Here is a 15,463-nt window from a genome sequence, read left to right on the forward strand (position 1 = left end):
TTCGTACTCTCCCCGGTGACCGGGCTTTCTTGCCACCGTCATCTCAAGCGCGAACTTGTTCGCGCGAAAAACTTAGCGCCAGCGTCGGGGCGCCAGGACCACACGACTTCGCCGTCCGTGATGCGCGTGCTCGTCAGTCATACGCTTCACGTCCATCGCATCTCACCGCAACGTTCGTGACGATCGCGATCCGCCCCTCTCTTGGGTGAGACGCGCGGAGTTAAATCACTGATTTGCCCGACGGCGAAAGCGGAATGTTTTTTCCGCGAGGGATGGACAGACTTTTGCTGATTTGCCCGTCGGGTTGATTTGTCGCACCCAAAGCAACCACATCGTCATTGCGAGCGCAGCGAAGCAATCCATAGCGCCGCGAGCGGAGGCATGGATTGCTTCGCGGAGCCCGTCATCGGGCGCGCGTTCGCGCGACCCGTTGGCTCGCAATGACGGGGTTGTCAGGGCTCGCGACTTCGTCGGGCCTCGGAATGACAGCGGGTGGTCAGCAACCCGCCAAAAATAAACGCCACCGAGCGCAATGAATATTGCTTGGTGGCGTTGATAGATACTGGGCCCTGAAATCCCCAGCACTGAATTGGTCAGCGCCGCATGTCATCAGGTTCAATCACGACTCTAGAAAACGTGAATTTTGCATCAGCTAAATGATACACGTCATACGACAGAAGCGCTGCCCGATCGCGCGAAACGGCAACCTCAAGTAAGCTGCAAAATGTTGTCACGTCCCTTGCGCGATGAAAGCACCAACCCTCATCCCGAGGAGCCGCGCAAGCGGCATCACGATGGCCGCGGGCGCGAGCGGGGCCTCATGGTTCTCAAGGCGATGCGAAGCATCGTCCGGAGACGCGCGAAGACGCGCTCCTCACCATGAGGGTCTAACAGGACGCGCGCTGTTTGAATGCGCAGGCAAAGAAGGTCAATCACTCTCGCCTACTTCATCACCGCTTCGACCTCGCCTCTGAATGCCTGGCGCGAAGTGTCGCGGGAATAGAACATGTGGCCGCCGGGATAGACGACAAGCTTGACACGGTCCGGGCTCGCAAAGGCCGGCAGTTGGTCGAGCGCCATCGCCGAGCCGAAGTAAGGGGTCGCGAGATCGAACAGGCCGTGGCCGATCAGGAGCTTCAGCTTCGGATCGAGCGCGAGAATCTGTCGGAGCTGTGAGACCGACTCGGCCGGGTTTGTCCCGCGGCCGAAATCCCAGGAGCCGGCGACGCGGCCGTTGAGCAGATGATAGGATCCGTCCGGCTGCCAGTTCAGCCTGCCCCTGGTGAGGTCGACAACAGCACTCGTCAGCGGCGCAATCAGCGGATCGCCGGACGGATCGCCGAAGCGTGAAACGCTCGAATCCGGATTGGGATCGAAGCCTTCGACTGATGCGTCGTAGCGGCCGGTCACCTTGCCATTGCGGCGATCGAACTCCCTGCGGAATTCGGAGACATCGAAACGCCCCGCGAGGCGGCGGCTCACCGCCGGATCAATGTCGGTCAGGGCCGCCACCCTGTTGGCGAGCCGTGTCGTAGCCTCGCTGTCGGCTTGCCCCTTGACAAGGTCGACCAGGAAATCGCCGCGCGCATATTGTTCGACATCGGCGACGTCGCTGCGCGTCACCGGCCCCTTTCTCTGGCGCGCGACCGCCGCCATGGTCGGAAGGCTCGCGACATATTGCAGCAGGCTCGTGCCCTGGAATTCGCGGAAATCGAGCAGCGGCGAAAGCAGGATCAATCCCTTTACGCCGACGCCCTGCTCGGTCTGCAGATTATGCACGATCTTCGGCCCGCGGATGCCGCCATAGCTTTCGCCCACGACATATTTCGGCGACAGCAGCCGCTCATGCTTCTCGAGCCAGCGGCGGATCACCAGCGCGACCGCATTGACATCGCCGTCGACCGAGAAGAAGCGCTTGCGCACGTCGTCTCCGGTCGCGACAAAACGGCTATAGCCGGTGTCGACGGGATCGATGAAGACGAGGTCGGTGAAGTCGAGCCAGGTTTCCGCATTCGGCACCAGCTCGGGCGACGCCGACGACACCGCCCCCTCGCCGCCCAGCGCAATCCGCCACGGTCCGGCGCTGCCGAGCTGCAGCCAGGCCGACGATGCGCCCGGCCCGCCGTTGAACAGGAAGGTGACCGGGCGATTCGCCCGATCGGTGCCGTCGAGCTGATAGGAGGTATAGGCGATATCGGCCTGCGGCTCGCCCTTCTGGTCGAACAGGCGGATCGAGCCGGCGGTAGCCGTGAACTCCAAGGTACGTCCGGGCAGCGCCAGCGTCTGCTTGGTCGTGGTATCAGGCGGCAAGCGGTGCTGCTCGGACGCCGAGGGTGGATTGGCTGCCGCACTGCGGTCTCCGCCGCCCTTCCGACCGGCCGGCGCCTCTGTCGTCGGCGAAGCCGACGGTGCTGACGGTTTGGGGGCGTCGCCCGCGTCCTGCGCCCACGCGCCGCTCACGACCGAAAATGCGAGCAGCGCGACCATCATCCGCGTGCGCGCAGTGCGCTCTGTTCTGACCCGGCTTGTCATGTCCCACTTCCCTGTAGCCCGGGCGGAGCGCAGCGCAACCCGGGACGTCTGCGTCAGCATTAAGAGCGGCCCCGGGTTACGCTTCGCTTCACCCGGGCTACGACGTGAAATTGCGGCCGCTTCCATCGTGCGTGCAGCTACACAACCCGAGGAATTGTGTGGAAATCACAATCGCGCCAGCCGGTTTGCATCGCGATGAATGCGACACGCCTGCGACAATACGCGCCGATCAGGTTGTCCGCGGCGACAATTGAGTGATATCCGTCACATCCACAAGGTTGCCAACCCAACTATTCGCTTCCGGAGAACCAAACCGGCGCCAGCGCGACTAACCAAATTCTACCGTTTGAGAGGTTCCCGAAATGAAACGAGCGATAGCTATTTGTGTCGGCCTGTTGGCGCTGGCTTCGCCGGCCGCGGCCGAGTCACCGGTGGCCGTCGTCGAGGACGTGCAAGGGAAGGTCACCGGCGCCGAGTTCATGGATTATGTGGCCCCGAAGACCGTGATCAAGATCGGCGAGAGTAGTTCGATCGTGCTGAGCTACATGACATCCTGCCGGCGCGAGACGATCTCGGGGATCGGCACGGTGATCGTCGGGACCGAGGAGAGCGTCGTGCATCTCGCCGACGTCAAGGCCGAGAAGACCGATTGCGATTCCAACCAGACGCACGCCACGACGCAGGCGACCAGCGCGGTCGCCGCCACCGTGTTGCGCAGCGTCGATGCCAGCAAGGCCGCATTGCCGCAGCCTCAACTCACCCTCTACGGCGCTTCGCCATTCGTGGAGGCAAGCGGACGCGGCACGCTGATCGTGCGGCGCCTGGACATCCCCGGCGAGCGTCAGCAGGTTGATCTCGGCGGCACCCAGCTCAAGGGCAGATTCTTCGATTTCGCCCGGGAGAGCGGTGTATTGGTCCCCGGCGGCCTCTACGTCGCCACCTTCAAGTCGTCGCAGATCGTGTTCCGCGTCGACCCGCAAGCCAAGCCCGGCCCCACGCCAATCGTCGGCCGCCTGCTGCGGATGAATTAGGGTGTGATGATTTCACGTGGGAACGATCGCCGGCACTTCTCCCTCTCCCCGTTCTTGCGGGGAGAGGGTCGGGGTGAGGGGCTGTCTCCACGCGCACGGTGACAGACGTGTTCGCGGAGGCTCCCCCTCACCCGAAATTCAAGCTGCGCTTGAATTTCGACCTCTCCCCGCAAGCGGGGCGAGGTGGAGTCGAGCCCGCCTCTCGATTTGAGAAAAGATCATCACCTCCTTGTCGGGATCAGCGACCTTGAGCATCGGGCGCACCGCGCGCGAGGTGATGACAATCGCCGCGATCGCGCTGGTCTGTGCCGCCATTTCTATCTCGCCCGCACTCAAGCCGATCCAGGGCCTGTCGCTCGACATCCTGACCGCGCTGCGCTGGAGGATCTTCCAGAGCGCGCCCGACCCTACGGCTTCGCCGGCGGTGGTCGTCGCGATCGACGAGGAAAGCTATCGCGCGGCGCCGTTCAAGGGATCGCCCACGCTGACCTGGACCGGCGAGATTGGCCGCGTGCTCGGCGCCATCATCGATGGCGGTGCCAAGGTCGTCGGCTTCGACCTGGTGATCCCGACCTCGATCGAGCTGTCGCAAATTCCGTTCAGCGACGGCGTGCTGGGCGAGAAGGTGCGCGGCTTCGATCGCGACTTCCTGCGCGCGCTCGCCTCCGCCTCGACGTCCGGCAAGGTCGTGCTCGGCGAAATCCTGCGCGGTGATCAGCCGATCCTCCCCTCTCCCGGCCAGCGCGTCGCCGTTCGCCAGCAGCAGAATATCCGCCCGCTCAACGTCCATACCGACAACGACGACACGGTGCGGCGGGTGCCGCTGACCTTTGTCGTCGGCGACGCAAGGATTTCCGGCATGGCGCTCGAACTGGCATCGCGGGCGCTTGGCGCGACGCCCGACAGCGACGCCAGTGGCAACGTGACGCTCGCCGGTTACCGGATTCCGAGCCCGGTGCCGAACACGATGACGCTGAACTTTGCCGGCGGCGCGGACAACATCCCGACCTTCTCCTTCGCCGACCTGCGCGCCTGCGCGGCCAAGGGTGAGAAGGATTATTTCCGGCGCTGGTTCGACGGCAAGGTCGTCCTGATCGGCACCGTGCTCGACATCGAAGACCGCCAGGCGACATCCAAACGATTTGCCACCGGAGGCGACGGGAAACACCCTGTGCCGCGCTGCGCGCCCGACGCCAGTCCGCCGGCCGCGCCGAGCATCGCGCGCAGCACGATCGCGGGCGTCTATATCCACGCCACTGCCGTCAACAACCTGATCACCCGCAACGCGGCGAGCGAGCCCGGCCGGCTACTGACGTTCCTGATCGCCTTTGTGTTTGCCGCGCTGGCCGCGACGGCGGCACGCCTATTCAGGCCATTCACCGCCGTCCTCTCCTTCGCAGCCGTGAGCGCGCTCGGGCTTGTCGCCGCCACCTTCGCCTTTACCCACGCGTTGGCGCTCCCGCTGGTCGAGCCGTTCGCCGCAGGCACGGCTGCGCTCGCGGCGATGGTCGGCCTTCGCTTCGCCGTCACCGATCGCGACCGCAGGCTGCTGCAGAAGAGCTTTGCGCTCTATCTCGCCCCACATGTCATCAACCGCATGCTGTCGTCGAAGAAATTGCCGGAGCTCGGCGGCGAGGCGCGCGAGGTCACGGTGTTCTTCTCCGACCTCGCGGGCTTTTCCGCGATCGCGGAAAACATGCCGCCGGACCGGCTGATGTCGCTGATGAACGAATATCTTTCCGACATGACCGACGTCATCGAGGCCAATGGCGGTTACGTCGACAAATATATCGGCGATTCCATCGTCGCGGTGTTCGGCGCGCCCGCCGACGATCCTGACCATGCTGCGAACGCGGCACGCGCGGCGCTCGACTGCTGCGCACGCCTCGCCGAACTTAACGCCACCTCGCCGGTCTTCCGCGACCATCCGCTCGCGCAGCGCATCGGCATCAATTCCGGCGAGGCGCTGGTCGGCAATTTCGGATCGCGGCGGCGCTTCAATTATTCTGTCATGAGCGATGCGGTGAACCTTGCCTCGCGGCTCGAAGGCGCCAACAAGTTCTACGGCACCACCATCATCGCCTCGGATGCGACGGTGGCGCTCGCCGGCAGCGGTTTTGCCTGGCGCGAGCTCGACGAAGTCCGCGTCAAGGGACGCAATCAAGCGCTGAAGATCTATGAACTGGTGGCGCGGTCAGATGCGCTGTCGAAAGCGCAGCAGTCGCTGATCAAGACTTATGGCGAAGGACTCACGCATTGGCGCGCCGGCGACTTCCACCTCGCCACGGAGGCTTTCAACCGCGCGGCCGCAACCGACAAGCCGGCCGCCCTGTTTCGCGAGCGCGCCGAGCAGACGGCCGCGCAGCCGCCGGGCGGGGACTGGGAGCCGATCCGCACGCTGCAGGAGAAGTGAAGTACCGTAGCCCGGGTGGAGCGCAGCGCAACCCGGGTCCGCTCGTTAACGTGGATACAGATGTCCCGGGTTTACGCTTCGCTCCACCCGGGCTAAGCGGGCGCTCACCTCTCCAGCTTGCAGGGGGTCGGGCGGACCGACCATTACGGAATTGTGTCGGGCAGCCGCCGGACCTAGCCCTAAATGCCGGTCTTCTGATCTCGACAAGCGCGGCCAAGCTGTATAGACGGGCGCGGCGCGGAACCGCGCGCCATCAGAGCCGAGCTTGTCGTGCAATGACCCGTCCCGAGCGATACGAGAAGATCGCCTTCGTCGCCAGCAGTGGCACCGAGGCGCAGGCGGCGCTGGCGCAACTGACCGCGCTCTACGGCAATTGCGATGCGGCGGACGCCGACGTCGTGGTCGCGCTCGGCGGCGACGGCTTGATGCTGCAGACCCTGCACGCCAACATGCGCTCGGGGAAACCGATCTATGGCATGCATCGCGGCACCGTCGGCTTCCTGATGAACGAATACTCGACCCACAATCTGCGCGAACGGCTGGCTGCGTCGCGGGAATCCCTGATCAGCCCGCTTTTGATGCGCGCCACCGACATCCACGGCGCGGTGCATCTGCATCACGCCATCAACGAGGTCGCGCTGTTCCGCCAGACCTACCAGGCGGCGCGCCTGCGCATCCTGATCGACGAGCACGAGCGGATGCCGGAACTGATCGCCGACGGCATCCTGGTCGCCACCCCCGCCGGCTCGACCGCCTATAACCTCTCGGTGCAGGGACCGATCGTCCCGATCAACGCCGCCCTGCTCGCGCTGACCCCGATCAGCGCCTTCCGCCCGCGGCGCTGGCGCGGCGCGCTGTTGCCGAATTCGGCATTCGTCGTGATCGAGGTGCTCGAGGAGGCCAAGCGCCCGGTGGCGGCGGTCGCCGACCATGACGAAGTGCGCGACGTCAGCCGCGTCGAGGTGCTGACCGACAAGACCATCTCGATACGCATGCTGTTCGATCCCGGCCACAGCCTGGAAGAGCGCATCCTGCGCGAGCAGTTCGGGTATTGATGCTGTCGTCCCGGCCTTGACCGGGACGACGAATATCCCCCGCGCAACCTTTCCTTAACCGCCACAGCGATATGGTTAACGGTGGGTAATGCCGTTTGGGCCGGGCGGGACATGTATCGCATCGATTTCAACAAGCTGCGGTTTCTGATCTGCGACGACAATCCGCACATGCGCCGCATCCTGCGGACGCTCTTGCATTCGTTCGGCGCGCGCGAAGTCTACGAGGCGGAAGACGGCGCCACCGCGCTCGAAATGTATACCCACTACGTTCCCGACATCGTCATCACCGACTGGTCGATGCCGATCTTCGACGGGCTCGAGCTCGCGCAGATGATCCGGCAGCCGGAATCCAACGCCAATCCCTATGCGCCGATCATCATGCTGACCGCGCATTCGGAGAAGCGCCGCGTGACGGTGGCGCGCGATGCCGGCGTCACCGAATTCCTGGCCAAGCCGATCTCGGCCAAGGGACTCTACCAGCGCATCCTCAATGTCGTTGCCAACCCCCGCCCCTTCATCAAGACCAAGACCTATTTCGGCCCGGACCGCCGCCGCAACACCAGCGCCACCTATATCGGGCCCGAGCGCCGCGTCGGCGGCGAGATGGAAGTGATGCAACAGCCGTCGCTGCTCGATAAGGCGCGTTCCAGCATCTAGCCGGTATCAAGGAGGTCGTCATGGCGAAAGAGAAACCGGGTACGCTGGAGATCAAGACCTTCGCCACGCACCATGTGATCACGCCGCCCAACCCGCTGCGCAAGGTACTGCGCCGCATCCCTCCCGACATCGATCACGATGATCCCGTCGCGCGCGCCGAGCAGGCGCTTGCGGATCTCTCCGGCGAATTCAAGCAGTGGATGACGATCGAGGCCGACCGGCTGTCGGCCGCGCATGCCATTGTGCTGCGCCACGGCTTCTCGCACGAGACGCGCGAAGAGCTGTTCCGCGCCGCCCATGACATCAAGGGCGACGCCGCGACCTTCGGCTTCCCCTCCGCCGGCGCCGCCGCCGAAAGCCTGTGCCGTATCATCGAGCACGCCCCCGAGCTCGACCAGGTGCCGCCGGAGCTGATCACCCACCACATCAACGCGATCCAGGCGATCGTGCGCGAGCGCACCAAGCTCGACACCGCCGTGATGGCAAGCGCGCTGAGCAGCCAGCTCCGCGGCATCGCCGATGAATTCCTGCTCAAGGTCAACCGCGACCGCCCCGAACATCTCGAAGCCATCCTCGCGCCGAGCATCGCACCGGCGGAGTGATGACGGCGTAGGGCGGGCAAAGCGCAGCGTGCCCACCATCGCGAGCGGAGTGTTGATGGTGGGCACGCTGCGCTTTGCCCACCCTACGCGGTTCGTTGCCGTCCCCGTCAGTCCGGGATGCGCCGCCAGGCGCAGGCCCGGAATCCATTGGGCCGCATGCGCAGGCGGCGAAATGGATTCCGGGTTCGAGGCTGTCGCATCGCCCGGAATGACGACGTGTGTTGCGGCGGCGGTTTTTCTTACGCAGCGATCAAATCGTGCTCGAGCGGTGTGAGCGCTTCTTCCGCGACCAGTTCTTCGCAGAAGACGCGCGCTTCCTCGCGCGCGGATTCGGTGGCGAAGCGGCGGAGCAGGATCAACAGCGGCTCGGCGGCCTGCCGATCGGTCTCGCAATGGGTCAGCACGCGCTCGACCATGCGGCGACGCAACCTGACCGCGCCGTCGATGCTGCCGACATAGCCGGCCTCATGACTTGCCTCGAGCGCGGCACGGAAGGCGGCGAAGGTGGATTCCGGCAGGCCCGCGCGGATCAGCAGCGCGTCGAGACTGGCGGCGCCGCGGTCATGCAACAGCGCGGCGATGCGCGCCTGCGGCAGGCCGGAGAGTTCGGCGAGCGCTGCGTGGAACAGCTCGAGATTGCCCGAGAGCAGCGCGCGCAGGATCAATCCGGCGGTGAGTTGTCCGGTGGTGCGCAGATGCGCGACGAGCCCGCGCATCTCCTCGCCGCGAGAACGCGCCGCGATGTGGACGGTCGAGCGCTCGCACGCTTCGCTGGCAATGCGCCCTGCCCGGTCGGCGGAGAGCCAGTTGCGGGCGACCACGAATTGCGCCAGCGTCTCCGAGAGCTTTGCCACCAGCGCCATGCGGGTCGCGGCCGGCAGGCCTTCCAGCACCAGCATCGCCTCCCGGATCGCGGCGAGATGGCCGTGCCGCTCGACGATGCGGTCCCAGGAGAACGGTGCGAGTTCCGCATTCGCGTTCTCGATCAATTCGAGCGCTGCGGCGGCGCAGCCGACTTCGGCGATCGCCGCACCGACGGACGCGGGCAGATTGATCCGCCGCGCGATCGCGCATTGCATCTCGTTGTTGCCTGTCGCGACAATGTCGACGAGGTCGGCATCGATCAGGAGCGGCGAATGTTCCAGCACCGGCAGCGCGATTCCGGGCTGGTCGACCGCGAGCGCCTGCACGATGGCCGCCGGCGCCTCGGCGCTGCGCGCAAACACCTCGGCCATCGCCTGCCGCACCAGCGGTGACGGATCGTCGAGCAGCATCAACAACGCGCCCTCGGCGGCGATGCGGTCGTCCTCGGAAAGGTCTGAAATCAACCAGGCCCGCGCCAGTGCCCGGGTGGCCTCGGCCCGCTCCCCTGCCGGAGCGGTCCTGATCCAATTAATGAACTGCCGAACGATCATGGTCCTTCCGGCTTACGCAACGAAACGGCACGGTGATGCAGTGCCAACGTAACAAAAGATAAACCATGACGCTTAACAAAGGGTTCACCATAACTCTTTGGGTTTATTGACGTTTCGTTAATGGAGGAAGGCTGCGCTTGCCCCAGCCACAGACCTCATCCTGAGGAGCGGCAGACGTGCGCGGCGTCGGATCAGCCCGAGAACGTGCCGTTGCGGTCGCTGAAGAGGTCGAGACGGCCGGGAGGCCGGACTTCGGGAGTCTGGCTCGAGAGCGAGGCGGTCGCGACCTGTGAGGGGCGGCCCCATAATTCCTGCACGGTGGGCGAAATCGGCTCGGCGCGGTCGCCGGCCTGGAACAGCGAGCGGAACATTGGATCGCCCGGAGTGGACGCCGTTTGCGTGGCGGCCACCGGCGACACTGCGCGCGCATCCGGGAAGCTCGAGAGATAGGCGGCGTTGTCGATCGCGAGCGGCGTGGTGGGCGCGGCGCTCGCGATCTCGCCGCCGGCAGCAGTGAAAGCCGTGCGGGTGTCGCTGGAGCTGGCGGCGCCGGCATAGCGCGCGCTCAGCACCGAATAGACTTCCGACACGCTGCGGGCGCGTCCCGAACCGTCGTAGAAGATCGAACTGTTGGCAGCGGCCGCCTTCGGAAACATCTGCGCGGCACTGGCGTTCGGATTGCCCTCGGCGCTCGAGATCAGTTTCGCTGCGCCGCCGACGCCCATGAAATGCGCCATGTAGAGCTCGGCATCGCTCGGACGACGGCCGATGCTGCCCGTGAGCTTGAAGCTGTTGGATTGCGTCAGCACGCCGGCCATCGCGGACGCGGCGTCCGGATCGTCGCGCAATCGCATGATCGCCGCCCGCGCCTGGGGGTCGCTGACCGAATAGCTGCCGTCGGAATTCTTCGTGATGGCGTCGGCATATTTCCCGTAGCCGAGCTGATCCCCCGCCTCCTTCACCGTGCCGAGCCAGGTCTGGTCGATGAATTGAAACAGCCCGCGCGCGGACGAGGTCGATGCGGAAGCGCGCGGGTTGAAGTTGGATTCCATCTTGGCGGTCGTGAGCAGGTATTGAAAGCTCGTGCCGGTGGTGGACGCGGCCTGCTTGATCGAGCCCGCGATCTTCGCGCGCGTCGGGTCGACACCTGCCGCAGCCCCGGCGTTGAATATATCGACCGCCATCGATTGATGCCCCGCTCCTCGCGAAACGCTCGCGTGGGCTTCATGAACGCCGGTAATCGGCGCAGCTCCCTCCGATACCCTGCGGCAATCATGGTTAATGGGAGGTTAAAGCGGCGGCAGCCGTAGCGGAGCTTACGGCTGCGCCTCATAGTAGCGCGCGACCTGATCGATCTCTTCCGCGGTCATCTGGCGGGCGATATTGCGCATCTGCTCGCTGATGTCGTTGCGGCGGGTGCCCGATGCGAAGGCCTGCAACTGCGCCTTGATATAGACGGCGGACTGGCCGCCGAGCCAGGGGCTGCCGGCCTTGATGTCGATCTCGCCATGGCAGGAGCCGCAGGGCGGGATGTTGCGCATCGGCGCGCCCGTCACCACGATCGCAGGCGCCGGCAGGTTCGGATTGACCTGGCTGGAGGGCACGCGCGGCAGATAGGCGTAATAGAGGGCGACATCGCGCATGTCCTGGTCGGCCATGTTGGCCGCGAACGGGCTCATGACGACGTTGACCCGCGCCCCGGTCTTGAAGTCGTTCAACTCCTTGTACGTCACCGCGGCGTACTGCCCGGCGAGGTTCGGCGAGTTCGCGTCGCTCACGCCCTGCGGCCCGTGGCAGATCGCACAGCGCTGCGCCAGGGTCGCGCCACGGCCGATCGAAACCTGGTCCTGCCGTGTCAGCATTTCCGGCGTGACCACGACATTCGACGTCTTGAACGCAGGCGGGACCGCCGCGGCTGGCCTCGGCAGGTTGGGCACGCCGGCTGCGCTGCAGATCGCGTCCCAGATGCCGGCAAGCTTCAGATTGGGCTGCAGCAGCGGCAGCCAGATCAATCCCACGATCGCGGACAGCACCGCGATGGCGGCGGTGACGCCGACGCTGATGCTGAACCAGGGATTGCGCGGCGAATAGAGCTCGTCCTCGCTCATCTGCTAGCTCCGACATAAACGGCAGGCACGCTGGTATTCTTCACGGCCATCAGTTGGCCGATCGGGTAGCCGTAATTGACGATCGTCAGCCCGATCATCAGCGCCAGCCACAATCCAAAGCTGTTGAGCGCAACCGGAATGCGCGCAGGCATGTGCAAGGGGATAGCGAAGCTATAGGCACCCGCCTCGCCTCTCGGCGCGAACTGGCCGCGGATCAGCACGATCAGGAACAGGATGCCTGACGTCAGCAGGATCAATCCGCCGAACGCCGAGATCACCACCGAGAAAGCCTGCGGCGCGATCGCGGGATTGGCATAGTCATAGAACGCCATGCGGCGGGGCATGCCGAGGATGCCGACATAGTGCCAGGGGAACGTGGTGACGATCATGCCGATGAACCACAGCCAGAGCTGGGTGCGCATCATCCCGTAACTATCCAGCGTACGGCCGGTCAAATGCGGCCACAGGTCATAGGCGATGGCGAAATACATGATCACGATGGCGCCGCCGAATATCAGGTGAAAGTGGCCGGTGATCCATTGCGTGTTGTGGATGCTGGTATTGAGCTGATAGCTCATGTTGATGAGCCCGCCGGCGCCGCCGAAGCCAAGCATGACCAGCGACAGCGCGGTCGCGAGCATGATCGGATTCTTCCACGGCAGCGCGCCAATCCAGCCGAACGCGCCCCTGCCCCCGCGCAGCCGGCTCGCGATCTCGGCCGAGGCGCAGATCGTGAACACCGTGAGCAGCGTCGGCAGCGCGACGAGACCGGTGAACACCGATTGCATGAACTTGAAGCCGGCGCCGACCTGCGGATCGGCAAACAGATGATGCACGCCGATCGGCATCGCGACCACGACGAACATGATGAAGGCGACCCGCCCCATCGCGTCGCTGTAGAGCCGGCCGCCGATCGCGCGCGGGAAGATGGTGTAATAGGCGATGTAGGTCGGGATCAGCCAGAAATAGACGATGGCGTGCAATGTCCAGGAGAAGAATACGCGGGCCAATCCAGCGTCGATGGTGGTGGTGAGCCCAAGCGCGGTCGGAATGATCTGGAAAATGAGCTCGAGCGCGGCGCCAACCGCGGTCCAGCCCCAGAGAAGGGAGCCCGCGACATTGGCGAACATCGCGAGCGGCACCGGCTTGTCCCTGTTGTCGCGCTTCCAGACCGCGAGATTGATCGACATCAGCGCGACCCAGATCCATGAACCGACCACGACCAGGACCACGCCGATGTAATAGAAGGCATTGCCGATCATCGGCGGATAGAAGGTATAGAGCACCGACGCCAGTCCGAGCGAGACCGGGATCATCGCGACCACGCTGCCGATAGCGACCAGCGCGATACCGGCCCAGGCCCAGCGCCGCCCGACCAGCGGCCGCTCCAGCGCTGCTTCGCTGATGGCGTAGCCAAAGCCCATCGCAACCAGGGTCGGGAAGACATAGCCCATCACCGTGCCGTGCGCGGTAACCGAGCGATAATAGAATTCCGGATTGAAGTGCCAGACGTTTAGCGGGCTGCGCTCGAACATCTGCCAGGCGCCGAGCACCAGCGCCGCGCCGAACACGATGAAGGCGAGCCAGAAATGCGCCAGGATCAGCCGCTTGTTAATCAACACAGGTGAGCCTCCGTTTGCTCGCCGCCATGTTGCGGAACGTAGTCTGGTCGACCACCTTGACCTTGCCCCACATGCCCTGATGACCGATGCCGCAGAATTCCTGGCAGGGCATCATGTGTTCGCCCGGCGCCTTGAAGCTGATCGGCAGATCCGAGACATAGCCCGGCACCAGCATGGTGTTGATGTTGGTGCCCTCGATCAGGAAGCCGTGCACGACGTCGGCGCTGGTGGCGCGGATGGTGATCGGCGTTTCCGCCGGCACCACGAGGCATTGCGGCGTGAATGAATATTGCTGCCCGATCGCGCGCACCGTGACGGAGCCATCGGCCTCCAGCACGCTGCCGAGGTTGCTTTCGACGAATTCGCCGGAAAGGTGCAAGGTCGTGGGATCGGCGGTCTCGACGCGGCCCTGCGGCATCGTTGTATGGTAGATGCCGAAGAAGGCGGCCAATCCGACGAGCACGCCGATGATCACGATCGACAGCGTTGCCCAGCGCCGCTCGATGCGCGCGGCAACCGCCTCGCCGAGACCAGGCGCACCGTGACTAAGATCGGTCTCACTGGTCACGATCAGGCGCTCCGCGGCAGGAAGACGAAGAGATAGAAGGCGAACCATAAAGCGACGACGATTGCGGTCGCGATGCCCGCCACCGCAATCGCCCCGCCGGGACCTGCGCGCACGATCGCGTCCACCGCCTCGTCATCGGAATGCTGCGCCGGCCCTTGCGAAGATGAATCCGTCATGGCGCGCCCCTTCTCCAGATCATGCTCTACTTCAGCGTGGCCGTGCGCAATTCGTTGGCCTGGCGCGCCGACACCGGCGCGCCGCGATTGCCCCAGGACGTCCTGATGTAAGTGACGACGGCGGCGACCTCATCGTCGGAGAGGCGCTGCGCGAAGGGCGGCATGCCATAGGGCATCGGGTTGCCCGCGGTGCCCGGCGGATAGCCGCCATTGAGCACCATGCGGATGGCATTCACCGCCGAGGCCATCTGGATCGACTGATTGCCGGCGAGCGGCGGATAATGCGGCGGCATGCCGAGCCCGGTCGCGCCATGGCAGCTTGCGCAGTCGCGGTCATAGATCTGCTTGCCGAGCGAGAGCAGAAGGCTGCTCTCGGCCGACGGTATCGCCGGCGGCGGCTTGTCCGGCGAGCTGCCCTGCGCGAGGCCCTTCAGGTAGACCGCCATCGCGCGGATATCCTCGTCGTTGAGATATTGCAGGCTGTTGTAGACGACTTCCGCCATCGGCCCGTAGACCGCGCCGCGGGTGGAGACGCCGGTGCGCAGATAATCGACGATCTCCTGGATGCTCCAGTCGCCCAGCCCCGCTTCCTTGTTCGAGGTGAGCGACGGCGCGTACCAGTACTGCATCGGAATCAGGCCGCCCTCGAACGCCTGCGATTCCGAGCTGCCGCCGAGCGCGTTGATCGCGGTGTGGCACATGCCGCAATGGCCGAGGCCTTCGACCAGATAGGCGCCCCTGTTCCATTCCGCCGACTTCGTCGGGTCGGGCTTGAACTCGCCCTCGTTGAAGAACAGCGTGCGCCAGCCGATGATCAGCGAGCGGTTGTTGAAGGGAAAGGTCAATTCATGCGGCTTGTTGACCTGCTTCACCGGCGGGACCGAACGCAAAAAGGCGTAGATCGCATCGGAGTCCTCGCGCGTCACCTTGGTGTAGGAGCCGAACGGCATCGCGGGATAGACGAGGCCGCCGTCGGGGAAGCGGCCATCATGCATCATCCGGTAGAACTGGTCCGAGGTCCAGGTGCCGATGCCGGTCTGCGGATCGGGCGTGATGTTGGAGGTGTAGAGCGTGCCGAACGGCGTCTTCATCGGCAGGCCGCCGGCAAAGGTCTTGCCTTCGCGCGCGGTGTGGCAGGCGATGCAGTCGCCGGCGCGGGCGAGATATTCGCCCCGCTTGAGCAACTCGGCATTGGCTGGCGGGTTCTGCTGCGCACTTGCCGGCGTTACGCCGGCGAAGCACAGCGCCAGAAGGAGAATCAGCTTGGTTGAGAGGCGTTGCATC

General features: G+C 64.9%; 14 protein-coding genes. 6 read left to right on the forward strand and 8 right to left on the reverse strand.

Annotated elements, in window-relative coordinates:
- On the forward strand, window positions 1–180 hold a 180-nt coding region (locus ACZYOF_RS19655), incomplete at its 5' end, for a hypothetical protein (RefSeq protein ID WP_463716805.1).
- A 762-nt stretch (window positions 181–942) separates the two neighbouring features.
- Here the strand turns inward: ACZYOF_RS19655 and ACZYOF_RS19660 are convergent.
- Entirely contained in the window at window positions 943–2,490 is a 1,548-nt protein-coding gene (locus ACZYOF_RS19660; RefSeq protein ID WP_463716835.1) for a S10 family peptidase, read from the reverse strand.
- Between the two features lie 404 nt (window positions 2,491–2,894).
- Here ACZYOF_RS19660 and ACZYOF_RS19665 point away from each other — a divergent pair, with 404 nt between their 5' ends.
- The 5 genes from ACZYOF_RS19665 (at window position 2,895) to ACZYOF_RS19685 (ending at window position 8,290) form a co-directional block, all read left to right on the forward strand.
- A complete protein-coding gene (locus tag ACZYOF_RS19665) occupies window positions 2,895–3,563 on the forward strand; it encodes a hypothetical protein (RefSeq protein ID WP_282527159.1) in 669 nt (222 codons plus the stop codon).
- 277 nt (window positions 3,564–3,840) lie between these two features.
- Window positions 3,841–5,976 carry a CHASE2 domain-containing protein gene (locus ACZYOF_RS19670; protein ID WP_463716836.1) on the forward strand — a complete coding sequence of 712 codons (2,136 nt, stop codon included), beginning with the start codon at window positions 3,841–3,843 and terminating at the stop codon, window positions 5,974–5,976.
- A gap of 275 nt (window positions 5,977–6,251) precedes the next feature.
- Entirely contained in the window at window positions 6,252–7,031 is a 780-nt protein-coding gene (locus ACZYOF_RS19675) for an NAD kinase (protein WP_130582053.1), read from the forward strand.
- A 111-nt stretch (window positions 7,032–7,142) separates the two neighbouring features.
- Window positions 7,143–7,688 (forward strand): response regulator, encoded by a 546-nt coding sequence (locus tag ACZYOF_RS19680; RefSeq protein WP_130582052.1) that lies wholly within the window; start codon window positions 7,143–7,145, stop codon window positions 7,686–7,688.
- Window positions 7,689–7,708: 20 nt separating this feature from the next.
- On the forward strand, window positions 7,709–8,290 hold the full coding sequence (locus ACZYOF_RS19685) for an Hpt domain-containing protein (protein WP_463716806.1): 582 nt from the start codon (window positions 7,709–7,711) through the stop codon (window positions 8,288–8,290).
- Between the two features lie 239 nt (window positions 8,291–8,529).
- Here the strand turns inward: ACZYOF_RS19685 and ACZYOF_RS19690 are convergent, their stop codons facing one another.
- The 7 genes from ACZYOF_RS19690 to ACZYOF_RS19720 form a co-directional block, all read right to left on the reverse strand.
- Window positions 8,530–9,705 (reverse strand): DUF2336 domain-containing protein, encoded by a 1,176-nt coding sequence (locus ACZYOF_RS19690; protein WP_463716807.1) that lies wholly within the window; start codon window positions 9,703–9,705, stop codon window positions 8,530–8,532.
- A 191-nt stretch (window positions 9,706–9,896) separates the two neighbouring features.
- Window positions 9,897–10,889, reverse strand: coding sequence for a transglycosylase SLT domain-containing protein (locus ACZYOF_RS19695; protein ID WP_463716808.1), 993 nt, complete (start codon window positions 10,887–10,889; stop codon window positions 9,897–9,899).
- A 132-nt stretch (window positions 10,890–11,021) separates the two neighbouring features.
- Window positions 11,022–11,813: a c-type cytochrome gene (locus ACZYOF_RS19700; protein ID WP_130582048.1), complete on the reverse strand. Its 792-nt coding sequence runs from the start codon at window positions 11,811–11,813 to the stop codon at window positions 11,022–11,024.
- Window positions 11,810–13,435, reverse strand: coding sequence for a b(o/a)3-type cytochrome-c oxidase subunit 1 (locus ACZYOF_RS19705; RefSeq protein WP_463716809.1), 1,626 nt, complete (start codon window positions 13,433–13,435; stop codon window positions 11,810–11,812). Before ACZYOF_RS19705 ends, ACZYOF_RS19700 begins: the two co-directional genes overlap by 4 nt.
- Window positions 13,425–14,003: a cupredoxin domain-containing protein gene (locus ACZYOF_RS19710; protein WP_463716810.1), complete on the reverse strand. Its 579-nt coding sequence runs from the start codon at window positions 14,001–14,003 to the stop codon at window positions 13,425–13,427. The genes ACZYOF_RS19705 and ACZYOF_RS19710 overlap by 11 nt, the downstream gene beginning before the upstream one ends.
- Before the next feature lie 2 nt (window positions 14,004–14,005).
- Window positions 14,006–14,179 (reverse strand): hypothetical protein, encoded by a 174-nt coding sequence (locus ACZYOF_RS19715; protein ID WP_208827233.1) that lies wholly within the window; start codon window positions 14,177–14,179, stop codon window positions 14,006–14,008.
- 26 nt (window positions 14,180–14,205) lie between these two features.
- Complete coding sequence (locus ACZYOF_RS19720; protein WP_463716811.1) at window positions 14,206–15,462, reverse strand: c-type cytochrome; 1,257 nt, start codon at window positions 15,460–15,462, stop codon at window positions 14,206–14,208.
- Between the last annotated feature and the right edge of the window lies 1 nt (window position 15,463).

This window comes from Bradyrhizobium sp. LeoA1Lang (assembly GCF_055413685.1).